This window comes from Bacillus sp. AFS012607, assembly GCF_002558005.1.
GTDB classification, from domain to species: domain Bacteria; phylum Bacillota; class Bacilli; order Bacillales; family Bacillaceae_G; genus Bacillus_A; species Bacillus_A thuringiensis_S.
Map to the genome: position 1 here is coordinate 1 of NZ_NTVM01000008.1, position 25,847 is coordinate 25,847.

The window sequence follows — 25,847 nt, forward strand, 5'->3', positions numbered from 1 at the left end:
AAATGCCCGTATGGGCGCACGTAAATATAGAATTAGAATATAGGTTATCAAGAATTAATAATTAGTAAAGTAGAAGATTTTAATAAAAAAAGGAGTGACATGATATAGTATAGGCTCAATAAAGTATGTTACATAACAAAAAATGATTTTGGCTAACATAATTTTTCTGAAAAAATACTGCGTTCTTTTTGCAAATCTAAAAAAACTAAAATTACACAGATTTAAAATTGTGTTCTTGTCAAAACATAAAAACTGTTTGAAACTCTTTTCTTTAACTGACCTATTTTAATATTAAAAAAAGGTGTGTGATTAGTATGAGGACAAAAAATATGTTTAAGTGGAAGCACTATCAGCCAAATATTATTCTATTAACTGTAAGCTGGCACCTATGGTACAATCTTAGTTTTCGTGAATTGGTAGAAATGATGGAAGAAAGAGGACTATCCTTGGCTCATACAACGATTATGCGATAAGTCCACCAATATGGGCTGGAGTTAGATAAGCGAATTCGACGTCATTTCAAATAAACGAATAATTCTTGGAGAGTAGATGAAACGTACGTAAAAGGAGAATGGGTGTACTTATATTGTGCTGTTGATTCTGAAGGGAACACGATTGATTTTTATCTCAGTAAATCTAGAAACCCTCAGGCTACAAGGCGATTCCTTAAGAAGGCTTAGCGATCTTTTCATGTTTCAAAACCTCGTACAATCACAGTTGATAAAAATCCCACCTATCCCATTGCTATCACCAGGTTGAAGAAAAAGAAAAAATGCCGTCAGGCATTCAAATCAGGCAGATAAAATATTTAAATAATATCGTAGAGCAAGATCATCGTTTCATTAAAAAACGTATACGCTCTATGTTAGGATTTAAATCTTTTCGTACAGCTACATGTATTCTTGCAGGCGTAGAAGCCATGCATATGATTAAAAAAGAGCAGATTGATTTACGAGATCAGTCTGTTCACAATCAAAAACAATTCATTCATCAATTATTTGGATTAACAGCGTAAAATAAGATTCTGGTAGGAATCCCCATTGTTCTTTGAAATATATACTTTATTTGCGCCAGAACCTTCACTTGCCGCTCTTGTCGTTTCTAATCGTTATTAAAATTTATTGTAAATTAGCATGTTTTATATTTGAATTATACAAAGACTTCGAGTATATCTAGTTTGTCTTTAGGACAGAGAAACTAGATATTTCATAATAAGTCGATTTAGAATAAAATTTAAATGCATTCAATAATTTCAGTACATCTCAATTCGGCTCTACTATCCCATGAACTCTATTAGAAAAATATATTCTAATGTTTCAATCCTTTTGAGATGCTATTCAGAGTAGCTACAAAACACTATTAGATTTTCAAAAAAAATTCGAATACTCAATGATTGAAAAGGGGATTAAAAAATCCACCCGTAAGACTAACGCGATCAACGCTGATAACAAATTTGTAGAACTTATACATGCTTCTTCTAAAGATGAGAAACTAGAAGAAGCAGAACTTCCTATATATACAATTACTGCCACCTCTCATCTAGCATTTTTAAAATCTATGCAACTGGACGAGGTCCAAACGGATGCAGGCATTGATAAAGGTACCTTCAATTCTAACTTTAATAACCTAAAAGAAAAAACTACAGAGTATACAAAACATATAAAAGATACGTATAATAAGAAGCATAAAGATGTCATCAAGAAAATAGAAGATATTGAAAAAAAATACAGGTTAAGTGAAATTGATGCAACTAATTACGAAGAAGTTTTAAAAAAGAAACAAAAGGAATTAAACGGATATATAAGATCAGTAGGTGATAGAAACGGAACACTTTCATATAAAGTTACACAGATTGATAAAGATATAGAGACATGTGACAAATTAAGCATAGAACTAAAGAACTATTACAATCAAACATGGGGTAACACTGCATTTCAAATGTTAGCAGTAGGAGCTTGGAAAAAAGTAAATGATAAATGGTCATTTATTGATTCTAATGGTCAACGGAAAACTGGATGGCTTGAAATTGGTTCTAACTGGTATTACCTCAGTCCTGCAGACGATACGAAAAATTATAAGGGTGAAATATTTAAAAAAGGGGAAATGATGACTGGACGGGTCGAAATTGATGGTAAATGGTATTACTTCAATTCAAAAACAGGAGAAATGGAAGACCCTAACAGCGGTTCTATCGTCGGAACTTACAAAATAGTGTCTAAATCGGCCCCTTCCATGGTATTAAATACTACTCAACATAGCACAGTATTGAAGGGGATTAATGAGGATATATGGGGAAACGATTGGACTTTTCACTATGATAAAAGTAAGAAGGCTTATATGATCACAAACAGACAAGGTAATCACCCTGGGATATTAACATGTAATTGGGGTTCTAAAAATCACAGTTTTGTCTTTATTACAGACGATACTGCTGAAAAGCCAGAGCATTATTGGACTTTGGAACCTGCAGAAGACGGCTACTACTTCTTTCATAATTATGAACTACCCGGTAAAGTATTAGATATAACGGGGAATAACACAGCTGCTGAAACAAAAATAGATTTATTTGATAAAAATGGGCAGGATAATCAAAAATTCAGATTAGAAAAAATAAACTAATTCAACTACAATATCACTAAGCAAATATTCTCTACCTAATTGTTAGGGAATATTTGCATCTATCAGTTCCATTTGATTACAAAAAGGTACCCTAGCACTCTTCGTTATCAAGCTAATCTTATACAACGTCAAGTATAGTTAAGATTATTTCTTTTTTCGGTTCCGTTGCAAAGTTAGAAAAAATCTAAAGAGGGCTATAAATTTGGGATAGGATTTAAGCAATCGCTACTAATTTTTGTAGTTCTTTATACGCAGAAAAGACGGAGTCTGATTCAAGACTTCGTCTCTGTTTATATAGGGCCTGAATCGTTTCAATCCCTTTTATGGAGCGAGAAACGTGTCGAATACTTTGAAACGATGTTTGATGGTACATTGTTTTGTATGTGTATAAAAATCGTCTTTCTGTAACTTTTTGAACGCACAAAGCAAGGCGGGTGCTTTATCTGTTGTGAGAACCGATGGTTCTCCAAAATGCTTGACCAATCTTTTCATAAAAGCATACGCAGCCTGATGATCACGAGTTTTTCGAAGTTGAAAATCCAGTGTATTCCCATCACAATCAATAGCACGATATAAATAACAGCATTCTCCTTTGACTTTGATATACGTCTCATCTAAATGCCAAGCTTGGTGTGCAATTTTGTTTTTCTTCTTCCAAATTTGATAGATCAAATTTCCATATTCATGAACCCAGCGCATAATGGTTGTAGGGTGAATAGAAACTTCTCGCTCTTTCAGGATCTCAGATACATCGCGATAACTTAAAGAAAAACGGCAATAGTAGCCCACGGCTACCAAAATAATATCTTTCTTGAATTGTTTTCCTTTAAAATATCCCATTTTTCTCCCCAGTTTAGCTCAGCTTAAAAAACTTTGCAACAGAACCCCTTGAATCGTAAGATTCATAAAAGACACCGTCCTTTCTGTATATTTCTACAAAAAGAATAGCGATTTTTTCGCTATATGGATACAAATTTATCTTAACTTAATGGCGATATATGGTGACCCCTATAACCCTCCTCCATACATGTCCATAAACTTCTCAAATACCAAAAAACGTTATCTTTTCTAAACCAGATAAATTTGGGAGAGAATCACATTGCTATCAAGCTAAGATTTTGTAATACCTATAAAGCGAAAAAGATGTTATCCTGTCTGTAGAGTTATAGGAAAGGATGCGTTTTTGATTTGAACATATTTTCCTCCGAATTTTCATCGCCACAAACACTTCTTGTTATTTATTTTCAAACTCATCATCTACTAACTGCCTCATATCAACAAATTATTAAATAAAGACCAATTATTAACTTCGTATAATTTTCTTAGAGCATTGCAAGTATTATGAAATAAAATACGTTAATATTTATTATTTCTAATTTAATGAATGAATTGATTTTTCCCATGTATTATGTAAGCGATATCCAGAACCGCGTATTGTTTCAAGAGCATTTCTAATCCCCAACTCTTTTAATTTATAGCGAATCCGCGTTATATATACTGACAATGTATTTTCGTCAATATATTTCATACCATCCCAAAGTTTATTGAATATTTCTTCTCGATGTACCAAACTCGGATAGTTCTTCAATAAAAGCTCTACTAGTTGTCCTTCTTTTTTAGTTAATGATATCAATTTTCCATCATATTTCAGTTCCATCCTATCTGTATATAGAATCAATCCAGAACGGTTAATGATTCTCTCGTTTGATTTAGAAGCATATTCACCGTAAACTCTTCTCAGATGACTACGTATTCTTGCTAATATAACTCCATAATGAAATGGCGCAGCTATGTAATCATCCGCTCCATTTTCTAATGCCATAATTTGCTCCATTTTTTCATTTAATTTTGAAAAAAAAATGATTGGACAAATAGAGATGTTACGAATTTGACGACACCAAGAAAATGCGTCGAATTTCGGTGGTGGAACATCAATAATAACTAATTCAGGAGATATTTCACAAAATCGATCTAAAACATTATCAAACTCGTTTACAACAAGGGGCTTATAATTATATTTTTTCAGATGTGCTATAAGTAACTCTTGTGAGCTAACCCTATTAGTTATAATCATAATAGTAGCTATAAAAAATCCCTTCTTTCTAGTGTTTCAAATATTTCTTTTATAGTTGGTTATATGCTAAATTGAATATGCAAGAAAGAAACAAATATTTATATATAGATTCTTTACATTTTTCTCCTAAAGTTGATTATTAAAAATATATATATCTTAAAAACTCTCGGTTACTATACTAAAAATGTATTCATGTCTTCATTCTGAAACATGAATGGATCGAACTTCTGTACGTCTAAAATTTGTATTTTGTGTTGTTTTTCCTTCAATTTCTATCGTGACGTTTAAATTCCCTGTGTTATTGGAAGGTGGAATCATTTTAACAAAAGTATTGTCTTTTATTTGCTCCATCACCTTAATATCTATTTTTTGCGAAGTTTCACTTTCTCCTTTTTTAATATTTATTCTCATGGAAGCCCTGCTTAAAATTTCGGAATTTTCTATTTTGATTCGTAATGGAATAGAAGTATTTGCTTTAACCACTGAAGCCATATTTATTGAGATGATCGGATTACTATTAAATTGGGCCATCATAAAATAGGCATCCTCCTTTGTACTATTCATGTACAATTTCCAGTCTCCTTTTTCAGGTTGATTAATAGCAATGCGATGTAAGTAACTTCCATCAAACACCCCATTCTCTGACATAGGCACTGTTTGTACATCTTTTGTTTTATATTTTTTTTCAGAAGGGGATATAACCTCTATATGAGTGTCTTCATTTTTGGTTAAAATATACAATTCGATTCCCTGAATAGCAGAATCTATAGAGATTTTTTCTTCTATTGTCTTAAGTGCCGGTAGAATCCCGCCACTTATAAATTGTTCAGTGTTTTTAGAATTTTGTTTAATCTCTTTCACTTTAGAATTCACCATAAAAAATGGTTGTAAACTATTATTATTTTTTTGTAGTATAGGATTAATCTTTTCGAATATTGCAGAACCTTGATGCATATTTTCATGAGTGAGAGGAGCTACAAAAAGCTGTTTCCCATAAGGGAATTGTGTACTTAATACATTTACTTGACCGTCGTTTGATCCCCCTACTCCAGAAAGATAAACACCTCCTAACCATGACGCACTAAATACTGAGCCCCAATCAGTTCCTGCAGCTGTATAATATGTGTTTTTTAATATATTTTGATTAGAATCAGTTATTTCACGAAAATGTTTCATGTTACTTGTTTGAAGTGATTCTGTTCCATCATCTAAATTTCCTAATAGCTTCATAAGCCATTTTGCTGGGGCGCTATACGCTAAATCAGCTAAAGCAGTTCCATGAAATGGGGTAGCCAGTGTTATTACATTATTGGCATATGAATGAGCACCAAAATGAACTAATGCTGTTTGTGTATCTATTCCTCCCTTGCTATGTGCAACAATATTAACTTTACTGCCAAAGTATTCGGAAATTCTTTCTAGGATATCGGCCAATTGTTTACCATTATCCCAGTTATTTTTCTCACCATTTAGTGATACAAATGCTGTACGAAAGCCTTCTTTAAATGCACGCGCATACATTTCATTTCCTCCCCACCATTCGTTTGCATACCCATGAAGACCATGTACAAAGACAATAGGAAATTTATTATGATCAATACTTTCAGGCATTTCTCCCAAAAACCAATTCTCATCTTCCACTGGTTTTGGTACTAAATTCGGCTCGTTTTTATTTGGTAAGGTTAAAAAGTGCTGAGGTGCATGGCTATTAGCATAAATAGATATTGGATGTATGCAAAGCGACAGCGAAAATGTTGTTAATACAAGTCCTGCTATATATTTAGTTTGTTTTAGGGTAATCATAATTATAACTCCTTATTCTATGTAAATATTTCACCAATACTAGATTAGCACTTGAAAATTCTATTCCTTAAAATAATAATTATTGAAATTATCGAACCATAAGAATGAATTTCCATATACTATCATGACCCGAAATAGTCAATCGTTTAATTTTATATAATTCATCTTTTTCATCCTGTAATTTAAATCTGTCATGCCCCATTGCAACAGCATATTTATAATATTTTTTTGCTTGATTTAACGATTCATCATTAAAGGCTCCGAAAGGATATGATAATATATAAACATTTTTTTCAGTGATTTTAGAAATCTTTTTATTCGTTTCTTCATATTCTAGTTGAAAATCCACTGTGGAATCCGTTAAATTTATATGGCTTCCTGTATGTGATTGAATTGAAAAAATTTCTGATTGTGAAAGTTGTTTTAATTGATTCTGATTTAAATAGTTTGGTTGATCAATAAGACTAGATATCATAAAAAGAGTAACTTTTGGTTTAAACTTACTATCTTTTAATTCGTTCAATATTTTATAGGCAATCATGTTATTCTCATACCCATCATCAAAGGTTACAATTACAGGCTTTTTATACCTTTTCGCATTTTTTAATTCATCAAATGAAATAAAATCATAATCATTTTTTTTTAAGTATTCCATTTGCTCTTTAAATTTTTCTTTTGATACATACCATCCTGTCATTTTTTTATCAGTTCCATTTGGTGGATCTCCTATAGCATGATACATAAGAATTGGTATACCATCAGCAAATATCCAGTTCTTATTTTCCTTCGCCCACCATAATCCAGTAGTCCCTAAAACGAACATTAAACTGATTACTATCACTAACTTTTTGTTCTTTTTGATAAACATTCTTCCTCACTTCTTTCAAACACGATTTTTTTAATACAAACTAAAAATCGGATAACTCACAATAACATCTGATACTACTTAATAAATTATCAATTAATAAACCTTATAAATTATAATTCGAATAATTATCAAATATACAGATATGTTATTTAATCCATCCTAATCTTCTTATATTTGGAGAGACTTTTCACCGTCAAATCTGTCTAAAAATTAGACAAATTTGACAATTATACGTAGTATTTATATAAATCAAAATAAAATTTCAGGGGAACTAATATCATTTTTTACGTATCATCATTTAATTTATGAACATTATTTTAAAGGAATAGTAGCGTTTTTAATGGAGGCTTTCATATTTATGATTAGTTTTATTAGGTTATGGAGTAAATTTCCTTATTTCGAATGATTAGGTATTTCGAAGATTCACAAATACAAAAAAGCAGTAAAAAGAACTTGTATGCAATATTACAAGTTCTTTTTACTTTCAATAAATTGTAATCTTAAAGCTAATGAGTAAATACTTTAAAGGATGAAGGTTCATTGTGTTACAATCTTACTATACTATTAAATTCACATTTGAGATTCCAAAATTTAAATTAGACAAATGCTATATTCTCTATTTTTCAACATTTCCTTGGTAACAGAAAAAACTACATCAAAGAACCACAATTTCTGTGTTTAGGTGACTATACTGAACTTTAAATTCTTAATTTTGTATTTCCTCTCTTCTGTTGCAAAAAAGAGACCTACAAAAATTCCATATGTTAAAATCATTTTTTATTATTTCATGAATTAATTTTGATATTATATTTTAAGTGGTGGTGATTCTGTTGCAAAGTTTTTTGAGCTGAGCTAAACTGGGGAGAAAATGAGGTGTGGAGAATGATACATGGGATATTTTAAAGGAAAACAATTCAAGAAAGATATTATTTTGGTAGCCGTGGGCTACTATTGCCGCTTTTCTTTAAGTTATCGCGATGTATCTGAGATCCTAAAAGAGCGAGGAGTTTCTCTTCACCCTACAACCATTATGCGCTGGGTTCATGAATATGGAAATTTGATCTATCAAATTTGGAAGAAGAAAAACAAAATTGCACACCATGCTTGGCATTTAGATGAGACGTATATCAAAGTCAATGGGGAATGCTGTTATTTATATCGTACCATTGATTGTGATGGGAATACACTGGATTTTCAACTTCGAAAAACTCGTGATTATCAGGCTGCGTATGCTTTTATGAAAAGATTGATCAGAACCATCGGTTCTCACAACAGATAAAGAACCCGCCTTGCTTTGTGCGTTCAAAAAGTTATAGAAAGGCAATTTTTATATACATACAAAACAATGTACCATCAAACATCGAAATCGTCTGGATTTCAAAGTATCCGAAACGCTTCTCGTACCATAAAAGGGATTGAAACGATTCAAGCCCTATATAAACAGAAACGAAGTCTTGAATCAGACTCCGTCTTTTCTGCGTACAAAGAATTACAAAAATCAGTAGCGATTGCTTAAATCCTATCCCAAATTTATAGCCCTCTTTAGATTTTTTCTAACTTTGCAACGAAACCGCCTTTTTAAATCGGATTTTCAGCTCAATTAGTTAGATTTTATTTATTTAAAATTTATATATCACAATAAAACAGATATTACAAAAGTAATGGTAACAGCTGCTTTTGTTTTTTTTATTCATACAATTTATAACATAGATTATGCATCACAATTATTTATACACTAGTATTATTTACATTAATAATTTAATTATCCAACAACTATTCAGCGAAAAAGAATGGAAAAATCGGTTGGAAGAAGATTATCGGACACTCACATCTGTGATTTACTCTCATAATAACCTATATGATGAATTTTGTTTAGATATGGATAAAAGAATGGCTATTTAATAGTGCAAACTCCGGTGAGTATCAAGAGTTTGTTGATTGTTAAACTGTTTTAAAATTAGTAAATCGGTCCTTTTTGGGCATAGTTTAGGCAACTATCATTTTCCCAAAAAGGACCGATTTTTCTATGTGTTTATTTCTGTGTATTCTTTTAATTTTCAACATTATAAAGCATTAAGGATTTAGACAAATACCTTGTTTATCAAATATATACTCTTTTCCACTTATTTTATGTGTACCATCATAAATGGACGCACCTTCTGAAAATCCTTCAATATGTCCCGGTTCACCTTGCGGTTTATTAAAATAAAACCATAAATCCATATGAAGCATATCTCCTTTAAAATGTGTATTCTTTAAAATTTTGGATATAGGTATTAAAAGTTTTCCGTTACTAAACCTTGATATTATAAGTAGTTCCTGAACATTGAAACTTTTCCACCCGGTAACCATAGCTCCACTTTCTTTTGGATCTAAATAATACACATAATTAGTCCCCTCATTTTTCCACCCTGTTACTACATGACCAGCATCATCATAATAATACCATTTCCCATTTTTTATTTGCCAACTATTAAATGGTACTAACATACGAAATCCAGGATTACCTAATGTATATTCATAATATTTCTGTCGCTCATCTATTAACTTTTCGAATTTCTGTATATCTTCTGGAATTGTTTTTAACTTATCAGGTAATGATACTGGAAAACCATTACTATTTTGTATAGTATTATTAAATTCCCTTTCCAATTGGTTTCTACGATTTTTTAAAGCACTTAAATTTTCTTGAACGTGCTTTGGAGTATTATCAGAATACGAAATTCCATAATATGATAATATATTTGCCATATCATTTTGGAGTTCCGTATTTTTTACTGCGTAAGTATCTTGTATGTGTATTCGGTATTTTGGTAGAGTATGATCAATATCTGGCTGCAATTGATGTTTGAAAGTTTGAGAATCAATGTGTAGTCCAGAATTATCATGATTGTGTGCCAAAAAGTCTAAAAATACCAAATGAGACATAGCAACTAGGGTATACAAAGGAAGCAATTCAGTTTGTAACGTTTGAATTGAACATTCTCCAATTATTTTTCTGAAATCTTCATTAATACGCACTGCTTGTTGTCCCAGGTCATCTGAATGAGATGTATAAGTCGCTATACTGCCTCCTTTATCATTTAGTTGATTTTCAAATCTTTGTAAGTTTGTCAATAATGTTACATAATGTGCTTTGAATGTATCAGTAGCTGTTGCAGAAATTGTAGCCTGTAAAGCTTCTATTTCCTTTTTTAGCGGTGCTAAAGGGTCTTTATTGTTCTCAGTGCCAAAAGGCCATATTATACCTAATACAGAAGATGCAAATGCTCCTCCGTATGGTACAAGTGCTACAGCTCCTAGTACTAAAGTTTTAACAAGCTCAGTATAATCACCGGAGTTTGCACTATTATAAAGTTCTTTTAATGATTTTCCTCCTAATTTAGCAATGGCTTTTTTCGTCGTTTCATCTTTTCCAAAAACTTTGTCATTCAGCAGCGTTACAGATCCATCTACTCCTACATCAAATATTTTTTGTGCATTAGATGCCATACATCTCTTCCTCTCTAATTAAATATTTTTTATTTTTGAATTAAAAAAAAGATAAAAACCTAAATTATATCTATTTTAGAAATTTTCACAAATATTATTGTGTAAATTTAAAGATAATTTAGATTTTTAAGCTATCTTCTAAAAGAAAAAGTTATTTTATGATATAAGTCGGTTATCCATGACAACAGAAATTTAAATTGCCATGTTTGTTAACCTAACGTAATATAAAAATCTTTACCCTTTAAAAAGTGAATAAAAGTTCTCTCCAACAAGCCGCTTTCTAGCGGAATATACCCAAATTCAACCTCCTTCACATAAATGATGAACCCCTTTCTAGGCATTATAAAGTCTCCTAATTTTTAAATATATAGGTACCTTTTGAGGAAAGGTGTAGAAAAACATCCAACTAATAATTTGAATAACTATTTAAATTAATCATATTAGTAAAAATTATAAACTTCTAGACTATTTATTTACGGGATGAGGACAAAAATGTCATTGTTATCTTTGTTTGTATACATTCTTATTTTCTGAGTGTTAATTTTTTGCGACACCCTATACCTCATAGAACCTTAACCTTTCTATTTTTCTTATTTTTTCATCTCATTCTTATATATAAGCTTAAAAGTTCCACAAGGAACGGGTTGTTTCATCCTTACAAATTCTTTTCGGTACGTATGTTTTTCTCGTCCGACAGACAAAAAGTGAAGCTGTAGTAAGCTGCTCTGACTTTGCTCATACTAATTCTAATTTTATTTACAAAGGTTCCCAAGACGCCCTAATTCCTTTTTTACGCTTTGGGAAATTTGACGATACTCAATATATTTACATCCAATTAATAATAATCATTTTTGAAGAATTTAATATATATTGAGTTTTTAATTAGTAAGAGGGGCACGGCAACGATTCATTCTTTTTAGTTACAGAAGATGTTTTCCATTACAGATGTTCCATTTGTTATTATCAGGAATTTTGCTAAAACATCTAAAATTACCATTTCAAGTGATGAAAAACGGGAGTCTTATCGTCGTACAAGTACTGGAAACATCAAATGTACCTATCAGAAGGCGAAAATATTTGATAAACAAGCCGTCAAATTATGTTAAATTCGATGGAAAGTATAGTACTAGAAAAGATGCAAAAAGTGATATTGTTAACGTTGCAATCGATGAATTGATCAAACATAGTGATGAATTACCTGCCTTTCAAACATTACGTATTCAATTATTAGGAGGATTCTATTTATTTTTAATCAATTAAGTTGCTCGAAAATCTACAAATATTTACACGGATTGGGGTTATTTACCTTACAGTCTTACTGTATTATAGATTTTTGTATTAGGAATTTTAAAATCTAAATTAGTCAAATACTCCATTTTAAAGTTCGAATAACTATATGCAGCATTAAACTCTTAAAAAATATTTTTTATCTTTATTCATACAACTTTTCCCTAGTTATTTGATACTCTCACTGCTGAAGTCGCAAGCTCTACTCCTAAGTATTAACGCTAAGGCGTTCGTATTTTATTTCTGGTTCAATAGTCTTCAAAATGAGTGCCTCTCATTCCCACGACAAACCACTTATAGCACATAAAAATGTATTTTACTAGAATATTCAGATGTATTCTGAGTCATTCTCGAAAATGCTTCTGTTTCTTTATTCCCAAAACTATAAATTTGAACGCAACGGAACATCTATGAAAACCCCCACTGGATACTTTACGTTTAAGAAGATTATCTATAACTATATAGATAGATTTAGAGGATAGGTATAATATTGCACAATGCGAGTCAAATATACATACTAATAATTTAGCTATTTTTCAGCAAATAATTGGAAGATAAATTTAGAATCATAACAAATATATTTAATGTATTTTGAAGATTTTCTTCGTTCGCATAGTCTTTACTAACAGAAATATATATAATTCGTTTAAGAAAACATCATTCTTTTTACTACTCAGTAAGATTGTTCCTAAATAAGGCTGTCCATAACGCAGGCACACCAAATACTTCATTTGATTGTTTAATTCCCTTCATCCTACGTATTTCTATCTCAGAGAAGTCTTTAAAGATAGTTCTTAACTTTTCATCTGTAAAGCCTAGTCCTCCTTTAAGACTCCGTAGTCTGTATACTTCCCAATCTGTAATGTCTGCTCCACCTAATTCTCCACCTTGAACAAAACAAGTGATTGCAAAATAACCACCTGGTTTTAAAGCCTTTTTTACTAAGTTTATGTAACTCATTCTTCTGTGTGGAGCAATATGATGAAAACATCCTGAATCATACACAATATCGTATGTACCTTTTTCCATTTGTAGATCAAAGATATTGTCATGAATAAAATTCACATTTACATTTTTTTCTTTTGATCGTTCTGTTGCCCATTGAATTGATTCCTGCGATAAATCTACTGCATCAACTAAGCATCCGTTTTCAGCAAAGTAAATTGCATTCCTGCCTGGACCGCATCCAAGCTCAAGAACTTTTCCTGGATTAAGTAATTTTTTTTCAAAATAACTAACTAAGTTCTCATCCGGTTTATTCGTGAAAAAAGGAATCTCTTTTTCACGATTAGAATAAAAATCATCCCAAAATTGAGTTGGTTCGCGCAATAATGAGTCTAACATATTCAATAAATCTTCATAACTACTAATTGTTTCTTTCACATTAACCCCTTCTTTCCACTTGAATCTTACATTCTAATTTTACCAATAATTAGAATGATTCATGTTTCATCGGAGTTAAAAACACTTTAAATTCAAACGAGTTGAAACTCCCTGTGTATTCTTATTTATGCTAGTTTAACATGCATAAAGGTACCTAATTTTCGTTTTATATTGTTTTAAAAGTATTTACCTTACTCTTTCTCAAAATCCAATCAAACAACCGGAAATACCCTTAGAATTAGAAGTCTATTTTTAATTTCCGGAATAATCATTACAATTGTTGCGGTAATATTACAAATTGAGTATCCCTGCATTCTCATTAAATAAAAATGAGAATGCAGGGATATAAAAGATACAAAATTTTCGTTTTGGGGGTAATTGCTTTTCTTAGCTTGATTGTGATGTGGTGCTACCCCACATCCATCAACTTAAGGTATATTTTTATACAAAATGCGGCCCTTCCATATAGTTTTATATTATCTTTTATAGATATTATAAAAGTGGGCATATCAAATAAACCCTGACGGGTTTCAATTTTTTCACTATGCTATCTGTTGAGTAGAAGTGGTATACTCATACACAACACCCAAAATATCAAAGACTGTCTTTTTCTCATATCGATGAGATTTTCGTCCGTTGTGCTGTAGGAGGTTAAACAGACGAAGGAGAACCTTTGATAATTCTTGGGTGTTTTTGTGTAATGCTTGATGAAAAAGTAAGAAATAATCTTTAATCATGTACATCGCTTTATATTCACTTAATTCTTTCTGTTTCTTACGTAACAGAAGTTCTCTCATTTTAAACATAGTAGAAGAACATAATAGAATACTAATGAGTTGACCATAAAGATGACATTCTAACCGCTCTTGTTTAATAGATTTACAACGATGAATTTGAAACCAAGATTTCCATACTTTAAATCACAGCTCAATTTGCCAGCGTAGTGAATATAAATCATAGATTTTCTCTTTTGGTACCCATTCCGTAGGAATATTTGTCATATATACCGTAATTCCTTGTAAAAGTTTCGTACGCTCTGTATATGTAATCCCTTTTTTCTTTTCGCGAATCGCTCGATCGTGTAGGCGTTTCTGTTTTTGTTCCTCGGTACATCTATAAACCACAATGCGAGTAGGCAGTTTGTCTTTACTCCCTACATATACATCATGTAATTCATATACTTGGCCAGGTTGTAATTGTTTCATGATGTCTTCCAAATGAATTTGTATATATACCGGTTTCAATTGAGCGGGTTTTGTTTTAAATACTACTGTTTCAAATTCCTTTCTATATATTTTAGTTGGTAACTTAAGACGTGATAAATAATATCCCTGCTTATCTTGAATAGACTTAAAGTCTTGTAGACGAAAATATCCTAAGTCACGAATATATAGTTCATTCTTTTGTGCCATGCCTGTTCGAGTTGCACTATATGCCTGATCACTTCGTTTTCCTGGTTCAATTTCCACATCAGAAAATTTTCCACTCAACAAGTCATACTCTAGTTGAATTTTCACACCAGCTGTATGACTACATCCTCCGGCACCAGGATAAGTAGTTGCGAATCGATCTGGAACTTGGAAGGTTGTAGAATCAAGGACGAGAATCCGCTCAAAATAAGAAGAAAGAGAATGAGAAATCTTAGATTCTCCTCCAATTTTAGCTTGTAAAAGTGTAGTAAATACAGTTCGGAAAAAGGCTACAGAAGCCGAGTTAAATCGTCGATTAAGTCCCTCCGGACTTAATAAAATTCCTGTTGAAGTTTCTAATTGACTACAAAGTTGAGTAAGAGAGGTAGTAGCGATTTGTTGATTTAACCATACACACAAAGATAAGAGGTGGTGCCCGTGGCACTTACGTTTTCGTTTCATTCCGCCTGCTTCTGTAGCTAATTGATTAAGTGTAGCGGGAGACATATATCGATATAACTCTTCGGCAAATAAAGATAACTCTTGTTTTTGATGCATATTCATAAAAAGCACGTCACCCTTTCTCATTAACATAAGAGAATAGTAACGTGCTTTTAGCTTCAAAAATAGTCTAAATCCTTAAGTTGATGGATGTGTGGTGCTACCCCTTTTTACACGTATCTCGGCCGAATCCCTAGTTCCATTGCTACACAGCCCTCTCTTCAAGAAGGAATAATTTTCCCCTTAACGTAGGAAATTTGGATTTTTATCTTCCATAAAATGTCTTAGCGTGGGTTTTATGTTATTTGGTTGACGGGACCCCTTCTATGCATGGCTTCTACTCCAGAAAGAATAGATATAACTGTGTCAAAAGTATTTGAATTTTAGCATAGAAATGGAACGGATTTGCTTCATTATAAAGCCATATTTTTTTATTCTACGATGTTATTCAAACACTTTTTTTGCTTAAGTCGCATACCATCAAGTATACTTTTTTTCAATTGTTCAATTACTAATGGGATAAACTAGATTTATATTTCGTGTTATAACACGAAATTTTAAAATAAGAAATGCACTGCAAAACCTTTTTGAAATTTCAGGCTGAAGATGCTTCCATTATTTAATAATATTTGATTATAATATGATATTCTTTTACCTTACATTATCTTTTAAACTTTTTAAAACGTGCAATCTAATATTGCAGTAGATTAATTTATATAGTTGTTTTTTTACATAGTAAATCTTTTGGAAAATTTCCGTTATTCTTTCATTACTAATTTTTTTGTCTAGAGGCTCTATAATATTTTCTCCTTCATCAAGTAACAGATTCGTTTAAACTTTCAATACAAAAATTGAAGAATACGTATTTATAAATATGTGTTCTTGATAAATTAATTACTGTTTATACAGTGAAAACATAATAAGAAAAACACCCCTAAAGGGTGTCCTTCTTATTATATAATTTAAAGTTTTAATTACATTGGATTGTATATAGTGCAGAAGGACATGTATAAAACTTAAATTTCTCATTTAAGTCTTCAATTAATGGTGTCTATTCGTGTTAATTTCTTCTATTTCAACGCTCTCTTTGTCAGAAACAGGATTTTATATTTCAAATCTTATTTTTATTATATTTATTAAACTATTATATGTATTCCAAAAGTTACTTTTGGAAAATCCAACTTTTGTTTTATTACTATTAATTCTTTACTCAATAAATAATTTTCTATTCTATTCCCCACATCTTAAATCAGTCTGTTCAAAATTAAAAACAAATCATTCATCAATTATTTTGACTAACCAGCGTAAAGAACGATTCTGGTAGGAATCCTTCTTATTCATTGGAATGTATGCACCAAAACCCGTAGATTAGAGAGAAAAACAGGTGTGAAAAATGCAGGATTTTTGAATAATAGCAGCGTAACTTAGGGAATTTTATAGAAAAACGAGTACTTCCTATATAGAGTACTCGTTTTTAATAGAATGATTGTTATATAAATAAACAAGTTGGATAATCTCGTTGTTTAGTAACCGTTAGGCGTTGTACATACACCATTGGAACCAAAATCATATTTTTTGTCACCAATTTGTACCGCTTTTTTATCATGTGTCATACTACCGTCGTCAGGATTGAAATAATACCAGTGTGGTTCACCAGTCTTTGTATCCTTAATTTCAACCCATTTCGTCATCATCTGTCCCTGCTTAAATAGTTCTCCGGCAGAGTTTTTAAGATTTTTTTCTGGGCTGAGGTAATACCAGTATTCATAAGTAGTCTTCGTATTCACACCGATGATCTGCTTATCTTTACGCGTATCGTGGAACCAACCAGTCAGCATTGTTCCTTTTCCAACATAAGCATTCCCCCTTACATTGTCGAGACGTGGTGTTTCAGTGCTAAGGTAATACCATCTATCCTTACCATCAGGTGTCTTATCATTGAACCAATCACTTTTCTTTTGCCCTTTTGCGTCAATATAAAACCAAAAACCAGCCTCGCAAACCCACGTTCCTTCTGTTTTAACCCAACTTGGAGTTGGTATCGTTTTTCCTGTTGATGCTATTTGGAATGCTTCGCTACCCTTTGTCTTGCTATAAAAATCACTCTTTTGATACATCAAGTCATTGTATTCAGACAACTTTTTCTCAAGAGAGTCTTGTTGCGCGTAAAGCTTCTCTTTTTGAATTATAAATTTATTCTCTTCCTCGTGGGTGTGATTCTTAGGTTTACGAGGCATTTCCGATAGCTTTTGGTTTACGGCAGCTAAATCTTGTTCTATTTTTTGTTTATCTTCTAGTTTGCTATTGATTCTAGCTTCTCCTTCTGTATACGTTTTTTCTATATAATCTGCATAATCCTTGTGATTCTTCTTCATATTTTGTAGAAGATCTTTTAAGGCTGCTTCTGTGTAGTTTATTTTAGGTGAAGTTCCCTGTTTTTCCACAGTATTCAAGAAATTCAAGTGAGCAGTTGCAATAATTGTATATAGAGGAAGTTCTGTTATTTTGAACTTCGGTTTACTAGTAGCACTAATAAGGTCGTTAAAACCCTTTTGAATGGCTGTTATACGACCTCGGTTAAGTGAGTCTACATCAGCTAGGGCAGAATAATATTCACCACCTATATTACCATTCAATGAGTTTTCAAATTCTTTTAGACTTACCATCAATCCTTTTACTGCAGCCTCAAGATCATCTAAATCTTTGGCTTCAATTTTTTCATCCATTATACCAACAAGTTTGTTTTCCATTTCCTGCAGCATTTCTTTTATATTTGGCCCGTTTTCTGGCCAAAGTATCCCAATTATCGGAGAAATGAATGCTCCTCCATATGGAATCAACGCTGTAGATAACATCGTAATGGACCTTGCAGTATTGTTGAAATTTCCACTATTTAAATCATTATAAATTGTTGGTAGTAGCTTTTCTGCCATACCAAGTGTAGTTTTATAATTCTCTGCACCTGTTGTTTTTCCAAGATCTTGTGCCCATGTATCAAATCGTGCTAGGGAGCCCAGATTTTTTTGAGCATCTTCATAATAAGTGCCAGGACTTTTTTGCTGAATAACATTCTTTTCTTTTTCATCAGCGAATGCTGAGGCATTGCTTCCTAATGTACTTACTCCTAGTGTCATTGTTGCTACTGTTACAAGAAGCGCTTGTTTGTATTTGCATTTTGCACGTGTTCGATTTTTGTACTTCATACGTGTACTTCCTTTCTGTTTAGACTATTTTGTGAGAATTTGTATCACATCAAATAAAGGAGTGACATGATATAGTATAGGCCCAATAATGTATTGTTATATAACAAAATACGATTTTGGCTAACGTAATAATTTTTAAAATACTGCGTTCTTTTTGCAAATCTAAAAAAATTTTAAATTACGGATATTTAAAGTTGTGTTCTTGTCAAAAAATAAAAACTGTTTGAAACTCTTTTCTTTAACTTACCTATATTAATATAAAAAAAGGTGTGCGATTAGTATGGAGACAAAAATATGTTTAAGGGGGAACATTATCAACCAAATATTATTCTATTAACTTTGCATTGGTACTACGGTATAATCTTAGTTTTGTGATTTGATAGAGATGCTGAAGGAAAGAGGAGTATCCTTCGTGCATATAACAATTATGCGATGGGTCCATCCATATAATCTGACATCTACTTCAAAACAAACGAATGGCTCTTGAAGCGCAAATGAAACACACATAATTTTTACTCAAGATCTTATATTTTGACAATTATATTATTCTCGCAAATTCTTACTATATCTTCTATGCATCTTAAATAGTTCCGCTGTCTTAAGGTAGACCTTCTTCCAAAAGATTGTTCTATCTGTTGTAATAACTCTGCTTACTCAACAACATGGTTCATATCTTGAAGAGGCGTACGGACAATTCCTCGAAGATCATACGTTCTAAATCTACAAATCACATTTTATAAGTAATCCTTTCTTAAACTCATGTAGTCTAATTAGCATAAGAACGTCAATACATATTTATTTAAAGGGTTCTATTACAAAGTTTCTGAACATCAAATTAGGGGAGAGATTTGTCTCTATCTATTATGCAGCTATAAATAATTTTTGTAGTTCACTACAAGCTTAAAAACAGGAGTCTAATATATAACTCCTGTTTTGTTTATATATTACATGAACAATTTCAATTCCTTTGATTGTACGTGAAGCATACCGAAGAATTTGAAATCCCGCGGATTTGGAAAATCATCGTTTTACATGTCGATGGTACTGTTTAGTAAATATATTTAAATGTTTGATTATATAATTAATTTCATGTTTATAGAAGCTGTGTTCTCTTAATTTTTTAAACTCGTAAAGTAACGATGGTACTTTGTCAGTTATGAGAATCGTTGGTTCTCACAGCGTTTTCACAACTCTTTTCATAAAAGCATAAGTAGCCTGATAATCTTGCTTTTTGCGAAGCCAAACTTCCATGTATAACCTTTTTTATCAATCGTATGAGATAGATAATTCCATTTTCCACTAATTATCAACCATAGCGGATAGATCTTTTTTCATAATTATTGGTAGTATTGCAACTCTATTTTTGTTTATCAATAATAAATTTTGAAATTAACATTTCTAGTTCTTCAACCTTCTTTTTCATTTAAATTGATTGATTGATTAGCTATTTCTGTAATGGACAATGTTTGTGTTTGAATCACTTGAACAGTTTGAAGTGTATCTTCAGTTACATGTGTAGAAGTTTCTGAAGCTACTGATAGAGAGGCACTAATTTCCTCTGCTTCAGCAGATATTTCTTCTGTTGTAGCCGATACTTCTTGAATTTGATATGTTATTGTATTAATATCTTGCATAATTGTAGAAAATGCCTGTTCCGCCTTATAAGCAGTTATTTTTCCTTGTTCTGCTTCATTTTTCCCTTTTTTCATTACCAGAACTGTATCTTGTTGAATGGACTTAAACAAATCGTTAATTTCACTAGCCAATTGCTTAGATTGCTTAGCTAATTTTATTACTTCAGCTGCAACTACTGCAAATCCCTTTCCATTTTCACCTGCATGTGCAGCTTCAATTGTTGCATTTAAAGCGAGCAAATTTGTTGGTTCGGCAATATTAATAATGGCATCCAGTGCTTTATCTATATGCTGTGTACGCGTAACAAGACGTTCTATCACTTTGGATGTTTCTTAAACAGTTTTATGGACATTATTCATTTGAGCAATTGCTTGTTTTACTATGATATTCCCGGTATTCGCACGCTCTGTTGTAATGACAGCTACTTCAACGACAGTTGATGCTAAAGTAGCTACCGTTTGGACCCCATTCGCTATTTTATCCATTGCCAGTGAACTTTCATGAATAATATTGACTTGTTCTTCTACTTGTTTATTCACTTTACTAATTGTCTGAACTGCTGCATTAGATATCTTTGATGTGTGGTACGTATCTTGTAACACACTATTAGTCGAAGAAATAACGCCTTGTGTCGTTATTTTTACCTTCTTAATGAGTTGCTGTAAACTATCCAACATACTATTAAAGGATGCAACAATACTTCCTAATTCATCCTTTTCCCGATAAGAAGTACGAAATGTTAGATTGCCAGCTGCTACTAGATCCATATCACGTTGCAACAAAGCAATTGGACGTTTAATAGCCCTTTTAATGATGCATCCTATAAATATGATAATTACAACCACGATGATTGAAACAATGATAAAAAGAAACACTGTATCTTTTGTACTACTAGCATTATCTTTCTGGTATTGTTCCGCCTCGTTTTTATTATAAATAATTTATTCTTGAATATACTGTATCGCTCTTTTCATATCAGGTTCAACTTCTTTTAAATAATAAGCATATGCTTCCTCATTTTTATTATTGCAACCTAAATCTTGTACTTCTTCCATTTTTACTTTTAATTTATTAAATGTATTTCTGAATTCTACATACAACTCTTTTTCCTTTTGTGAACTTTTTATGGGCTCAAATTTCCTCAATAGCTGGTCATTTTCTTTACATACTTCATCTATTTTCCTCTCAAGTTCTCTATCCCTTTGTTCATCCGCTGATACCATGAGTTCCATTAGATTCTTATTGACAAAGTATAGGTTAGTTTCCACGGCTCCTATCCATTCAATTGGAAGTAAACTATCCTTATATATTTGAGACGAAGCTTCTTTCCCCTTATTCAATCCGTTTAATCCTATTAGGGATAAAATAATACATGCTACATTCGATATAAGAAACCGTAGGCATTTAAGACAAATACAATCCAATTTAAAAAGTAATGAGAACAATAAAAAATGTCTCAAAAATCATGTTTAAATCAAACTCTCCATTGAATTCTTGTAATTGTGTTTTAAGAATTTCTTAACGTATAATAACGTAAAAATATGCGTGCTACCGATATTGTTTTCATTCTTTATAACTTGGAACACAAATATAGGATCATATGGTATAGAAGAGCCCCTACTATAGACTATTCAAAACTAGCAACTATTTCATCAAATTTTATCCGATTAGAAACGTTGAAAGAAGTGAATACATACCACATTAGGATTGAAATCTTTTTAATTAATCACACGAATATTAGTTATACCAAAAGTGATGGAATAAAAAAGGACAGCCTTTGCAAAAAAGTCTGCCCAAAAACAAATTAAGTTAATCACTCAAATCTTCATTCTTCCCTCATAGTAATAAATTTCGTTAGAAGTCTATACTTCCATAATTGACATATCTTTCGCGCCAGAATTATAACTAATAATCTTTAAAATTATTAATTACCTATAAATTTAATTTTTTTAGAATCTGAGAAAGACTAACTAAACTAAAAATATCATTCATGCTGATATTATAAAGTTAGAAATAAATTAATCACATATGGCTAAATCTAATCTCTTTTATCGTAATTTTCCATCTAATGATATAAAAGTTAATTTAATAATTTGTAACAAAGATCGCAAGTGAGACTAATATGCCTAGGTATACTTTTAAATACTGGATCGTTAGCATAGGTATATCCAATAGGGTCACCATTATTATCCAAAGGGAATGACCAATTTAACATAGAAAATAATTTTTGAGAACGAAAATTTGTAAGTTCTGCAAAAAGAGATTTATGGCCTTTTTCAATCCCTACTCTTTCCAAAAAATTCAACATTTCCATACCAACATACTTTTTATTGTATTCTAGCTTTACCCCAATCATAAAGGCATGAATATGTTCACCCTTTTTTAATTTTTGCTTAGTTTTTAATTGCGTAAACTCTGAATATTTTTTACCTGAATAATCACATAATTCGATTGCTTTATTGTTTTATTTTTGATATAGAAAAAGTGTTTTACATGAAAATTAAACACCTTTATTGTCGTCAATCAATTAGAAGTTCATCGGCTCCAGGACTTAAAGCAAAACCCATTATTGATATTGTACTTGTAGTCAATGATATTAATAAATTGGACTCGTTTTCTAACCAATTTCAAGATATAGATTATGAAGTTATTGGAGAATTCGGGATTACTCGTAAATTTGTGTAGAAGGTGTTATTGTTCATAGTATGTAATATGTATTGTGTAAGAAAAAGCACTCTAAAGAGTGCTTTTTAATCGGATTTTCAGCTCAACTAGTTGTTTGGTTATAGATTTATTTTCTACAATATTCATATATCACTAAAACTCTATAATTAAAATTAGAAAATGAATTAAAACAAGCAATCATCACATTGTTTATAATTTATATGTACTATGGATTACCATTGAGATTTTTTAGATAACGAATAATTCCACTCGCACAAAAATCAATATCCGGTTTTAATTTTACAAAAAATGGATGATTTAATGGCATGCCTTTTTCTGTAAGATAATCTTTAATTTCCTTATTGATTTTTTCTGAAATTATATTATTAATTTTTTTGTCATTATTCCTTTCTCTCCAAATTTCTTTGCTTATAGCAATAAAACGGTGTAACCAATTATCAAACTGACAATATACCTCGTTTACTTCAGCTGAGGCCCCGTAATGTCCAAAATAAATTTTACTTGGTTTTAAATTTTCAATCCTTTTTTTTGATTCAATCATTTTTTCAAAGTCAAATTGAGGTGGAGAAGTTATAGGTAAATATAAATCAATATGAATTTCAGGGAAATGAAAATACGCTCCAATTGCATCTCCAGCAAATATTCCATTTGTAGCAAGATCATGTATACTAATGTGATGATCAGCATGCCCAGGAGTATAAATAAATTGCAACTCACGTCCCTTAGAAATTTTTAATTTTTCTTTATCATTTACAGAATGAATACGCGCTTGATTAATTGGTATGAGGGGAGCAAACTGATTATTAAATATGTCATTCCCGAAACCTTTTTTTAGGCTTTGTTCTAACCCATGTGGTTTGTGCAAAAACGCTGTTCCTATAGGATGTACAAATAATTTGGCATTTGGACAACATTTCATTAAAAGCCCTGCAGCACCTGCATGATCAATATGTATGTGTGTAACGATAATATTTTTTGACTTGAGTTAGCTCTACCTTAAGTTCATTTAGCCCAGCTAAAATATAGCGAATAGAAGGGCTCGTACATGTATCAATTAATGTAAAACCATCATCTCCAGGTATAACGTATGTTCCAGTTCGTTTTGGACAACCTAATTCATAATCATCAATAATGTATACTTTAAATTCTCCCGAATGAATTTGCTCAACGTATTGAAATTCCATTTTTATTAACTTCTTTAATTATAATTTTCAAATAAATCACCGCTTTTTAAGTTTGTTTCTCCCAAATTAATACACCTATTCCATCCATTGCAGCCATCTTTATAGGTTTTGTTGTTAAAATCAATTTATTTTTTTCCTTAAAACGATAGTAGCGTTCGAGTTGAGTGTCTTTCCATTGTGGAAAGAGAGTTATATGTACGTAATGAGTGATTATGTTTCTCTTTACTTTAAATAAACCACAATATGAAATATGCTGGAAAGCTAATGCTTGTTCTTCAGCTGAAGTATTTCTAAAATCAATACTCACGTTACTTGGTTGATTCTCACCCGTAATAGTAGCACTCATATTTCCATCTTTGTTGTATATAAGCATTCCATTAGGCTTTATTCCAAAAGGATACACAGGTTCTCCTTTTACTTTCATAATATAAAATTCAACTAACATCCAAGTGCCTATAAAGTGTTCTTTCTGTCCCATTTTATTTTTCACCCTTTTAATTTAAATTTGTAAAGAAATAAAATGATATTTACAACATTTGTCTGAAAGAATGATAAATACATCCATAGAATAGTATATATGTAGTTAACTAACTTAATAATTTAATATTTGCTTCTGGGAAAAATCCTTTGATTTTTAGTTAGTAATTATATTTTAATAGAGACTTTAAACAAACAATTCCGACTATCATCTCCCCTTTAATCACACCCACTAATTAACTTAATTTTCTAATATTTTATCGGTATATAAAACACCTAGTTTGTCTTAAAAATAGACAGATTAGGTGTTTATATACGATATCCATTACATATACATATATTTTATTATCCATAACCCGATTTCATCTTCAATTTCCCTTTCTAAATCACATCAAATTACATTAGAAAAAATGATATCGTAAACGTTATAGTTATTATTGGCATCATAATGAGAGAAATATATGTTATTTTTATAAGGAAATAAGTAAACTAGAGTTTTTTTTTGTTTTTTAAGCACAACCAAAATATAAATATAACCACCGTTGAAATTATTAAAATTCGAATTCCATAATGATGCAAACTATATTCAATAAAATTCCATTTGTCACTAAGTTTCCATCCGAGCCCAATAAATGTAATAACCCAAATAAAAGCACCACTATATGCATATAAACAAAATCTCCAAAATGTTAAACTTGACATTCCAGCAAAATATGCAGTCAAATGACGAACACCTGGTATGAAGTAACCAATTATTAAAAAGAAAGGGCCATACTTTTCAAACAAAGCATGTGTTTTTTCAATTTGGTTCTCTTTAATATAGATTTTAGATCCGTATCTATTCAGAATCGGCAATCCTAATTTCAATCCAAGTATATAACTTAATGTAATTCCTAAAATTGCACCAGCCATTCCGCTAAGAAAGGCAAACACTCCTGACATAGTTCCTTTTGATACGTTATAACCTACAAATGTAAGTAAAAATTCGTCTGGTATTGGAAGTCCAACAATTCCGCCAACAAGGGCTATAAGAATTCCAAAATATCCATATTGTATAAGTAATTCCCCAATTTGTTGTTCCATTTCGCTAACACATCCTATGAAAAAGATTTACCTCATATATTCTCTTTTTTTTAATTATAGAAAATACATTATACGAATAAACTTCGCCTTATACGTATACTGCTTAATCGATTCGTTTTCAATTATTACAATTTCATTCATAAA

15 protein-coding genes and 7 pseudogenes are annotated in these 25,847 nt (G+C 31.2%); 6 read left to right on the plus strand and 16 right to left on the minus strand.

All coding sequences use genetic code 11. The features are described from left to right. Window positions 1–314 precede the first annotated feature (314 nt). Window positions 315–1,015 (plus strand): annotated as a pseudogene (locus tag CN409_RS08895) (IS6 family transposase). A 374-nt stretch (window positions 1,016–1,389) separates the two neighbouring features. Continuing rightward, the gene (locus CN409_RS08900; protein ID WP_097981703.1) at window positions 1,390–2,619 is read left to right on the plus strand and encodes an insecticidal delta-endotoxin Cry8Ea1 family protein; all 1,230 of its coding nucleotides are present in this window, start codon (window positions 1,390–1,392) and stop codon (window positions 2,617–2,619) included. Window positions 2,620–2,833: 214 nt separating this feature from the next. Here CN409_RS08900 and CN409_RS08905 read toward each other — a convergent pair. From CN409_RS08905 to CN409_RS08920, 4 genes and pseudogenes are all read right to left on the minus strand, one after another. After that, window positions 2,834–3,459, minus strand: a pseudogene (locus tag CN409_RS08905) (IS6 family transposase). Between the two features lie 532 nt (window positions 3,460–3,991). Further along, window positions 3,992–4,705, minus strand: coding sequence for a response regulator transcription factor (locus CN409_RS08910; protein WP_391485513.1), 714 nt, complete (start codon window positions 4,703–4,705; stop codon window positions 3,992–3,994). Window positions 4,706–4,891: 186 nt separating this feature from the next. Next, window positions 4,892–6,496: an esterase/lipase family protein gene (locus CN409_RS08915; protein WP_097981701.1), complete on the minus strand. Its 1,605-nt coding sequence runs from the start codon at window positions 6,494–6,496 to the stop codon at window positions 4,892–4,894. An 88-nt stretch (window positions 6,497–6,584) separates the two neighbouring features. Continuing rightward, on the minus strand, window positions 6,585–7,364 hold the full coding sequence (locus CN409_RS08920; RefSeq protein ID WP_240517832.1) for a polysaccharide deacetylase family protein: 780 nt from the start codon (window positions 7,362–7,364) through the stop codon (window positions 6,585–6,587). A gap of 889 nt (window positions 7,365–8,253) precedes the next feature. On the opposite strand from CN409_RS08920, the pseudogene CN409_RS08925 reads away from it, so the two are divergent. Further along, window positions 8,254–8,880 (plus strand): annotated as a pseudogene (locus CN409_RS08925) (IS6 family transposase). A gap of 557 nt (window positions 8,881–9,437) precedes the next feature. Here CN409_RS08925 and CN409_RS08935 read toward each other — a convergent pair. Continuing rightward, window positions 9,438–10,856: an insecticidal delta-endotoxin Cry8Ea1 family protein gene (locus CN409_RS08935; protein WP_044306756.1), complete on the minus strand. Its 1,419-nt coding sequence runs from the start codon at window positions 10,854–10,856 to the stop codon at window positions 9,438–9,440. A 209-nt stretch (window positions 10,857–11,065) separates the two neighbouring features. Then, window positions 11,066–11,197, minus strand: a complete 132-nt coding sequence (locus CN409_RS32535; RefSeq protein WP_255260086.1) for a hypothetical protein — start codon at window positions 11,195–11,197, stop codon at window positions 11,066–11,068. Between the two features lie 736 nt (window positions 11,198–11,933). On the opposite strand from CN409_RS32535, the gene CN409_RS08940 reads away from it, so the two are divergent. Beyond that, on the plus strand, window positions 11,934–12,116 hold the full coding sequence (locus tag CN409_RS08940; protein ID WP_044306757.1) for a hypothetical protein: 183 nt from the start codon (window positions 11,934–11,936) through the stop codon (window positions 12,114–12,116). 696 nt (window positions 12,117–12,812) lie between these two features. Here CN409_RS08940 and CN409_RS08945 read toward each other — a convergent pair. From CN409_RS08945 to CN409_RS08960, 4 genes and pseudogenes are all read right to left on the minus strand, one after another. Continuing rightward, window positions 12,813–13,526, minus strand: coding sequence for a class I SAM-dependent methyltransferase (locus CN409_RS08945; RefSeq protein ID WP_097981700.1), 714 nt, complete (start codon window positions 13,524–13,526; stop codon window positions 12,813–12,815). A 542-nt stretch (window positions 13,527–14,068) separates the two neighbouring features. After that, window positions 14,069–15,499 (minus strand): annotated as a pseudogene (locus tag CN409_RS08955) (IS4 family transposase). Window positions 15,500–15,762: 263 nt separating this feature from the next. Continuing rightward, a pseudogene (locus CN409_RS32765) lies at window positions 15,763–15,997 on the minus strand (IS6 family transposase); the annotation flags it as partial. 962 nt (window positions 15,998–16,959) lie between these two features. Continuing rightward, window positions 16,960–18,639 carry an insecticidal delta-endotoxin Cry8Ea1 family protein gene (locus CN409_RS08960; protein ID WP_044306759.1) on the minus strand — a complete coding sequence of 560 codons (1,680 nt, stop codon included), beginning with the start codon at window positions 18,637–18,639 and terminating at the stop codon, window positions 16,960–16,962. Between the two features lie 294 nt (window positions 18,640–18,933). Between CN409_RS08960 and CN409_RS32275 the strand changes: the two are divergent. Next, window positions 18,934–19,123: pseudogene (locus CN409_RS32275) on the plus strand (IS6 family transposase); the annotation flags it as partial. A 922-nt stretch (window positions 19,124–20,045) separates the two neighbouring features. On the opposite strand, the pseudogene CN409_RS32770 reads toward CN409_RS32275, so the two are convergent. Continuing rightward, window positions 20,046–21,026, minus strand: a pseudogene (locus CN409_RS32770) (methyl-accepting chemotaxis protein); the annotation flags it as partial. A gap of 189 nt (window positions 21,027–21,215) precedes the next feature. After that, the gene (locus tag CN409_RS32775; protein WP_373605287.1) at window positions 21,216–21,614 is read right to left on the minus strand and encodes an MCP four helix bundle domain-containing protein; all 399 of its coding nucleotides are present in this window, start codon (window positions 21,612–21,614) and stop codon (window positions 21,216–21,218) included. A 1,153-nt stretch (window positions 21,615–22,767) separates the two neighbouring features. On the opposite strand from CN409_RS32775, the gene CN409_RS08975 reads away from it, so the two are divergent. After that, window positions 22,768–22,959 carry a GrpB family protein gene (locus CN409_RS08975; protein ID WP_052508613.1) on the plus strand — a complete coding sequence of 64 codons (192 nt, stop codon included), beginning with the start codon at window positions 22,768–22,770 and terminating at the stop codon, window positions 22,957–22,959. A 205-nt stretch (window positions 22,960–23,164) separates the two neighbouring features. On the opposite strand, the gene CN409_RS08980 is transcribed toward CN409_RS08975, so the two are convergent. The 4 genes from CN409_RS08980 to CN409_RS08995 form a co-directional block, all read right to left on the minus strand. After that, a complete protein-coding gene (locus CN409_RS08980) occupies window positions 23,165–23,878 on the minus strand; it encodes an MBL fold metallo-hydrolase (protein ID WP_240518625.1) in 714 nt (237 codons plus the stop codon). A 25-nt stretch (window positions 23,879–23,903) separates the two neighbouring features. Next, the gene (locus CN409_RS08985) at window positions 23,904–24,143 is read right to left on the minus strand and encodes an MBL fold metallo-hydrolase (RefSeq protein WP_097981697.1); all 240 of its coding nucleotides are present in this window, start codon (window positions 24,141–24,143) and stop codon (window positions 23,904–23,906) included. A 46-nt stretch (window positions 24,144–24,189) separates the two neighbouring features. Further along, window positions 24,190–24,621, minus strand: a complete 432-nt coding sequence (locus CN409_RS08990) for a lipocalin-like domain-containing protein (RefSeq protein ID WP_097981695.1) — start codon at window positions 24,619–24,621, stop codon at window positions 24,190–24,192. 488 nt (window positions 24,622–25,109) lie between these two features. Next, window positions 25,110–25,703, minus strand: coding sequence for a DedA family protein (locus CN409_RS08995; RefSeq protein ID WP_044306763.1), 594 nt, complete (start codon window positions 25,701–25,703; stop codon window positions 25,110–25,112). Window positions 25,704–25,847 lie beyond the last annotated feature (144 nt).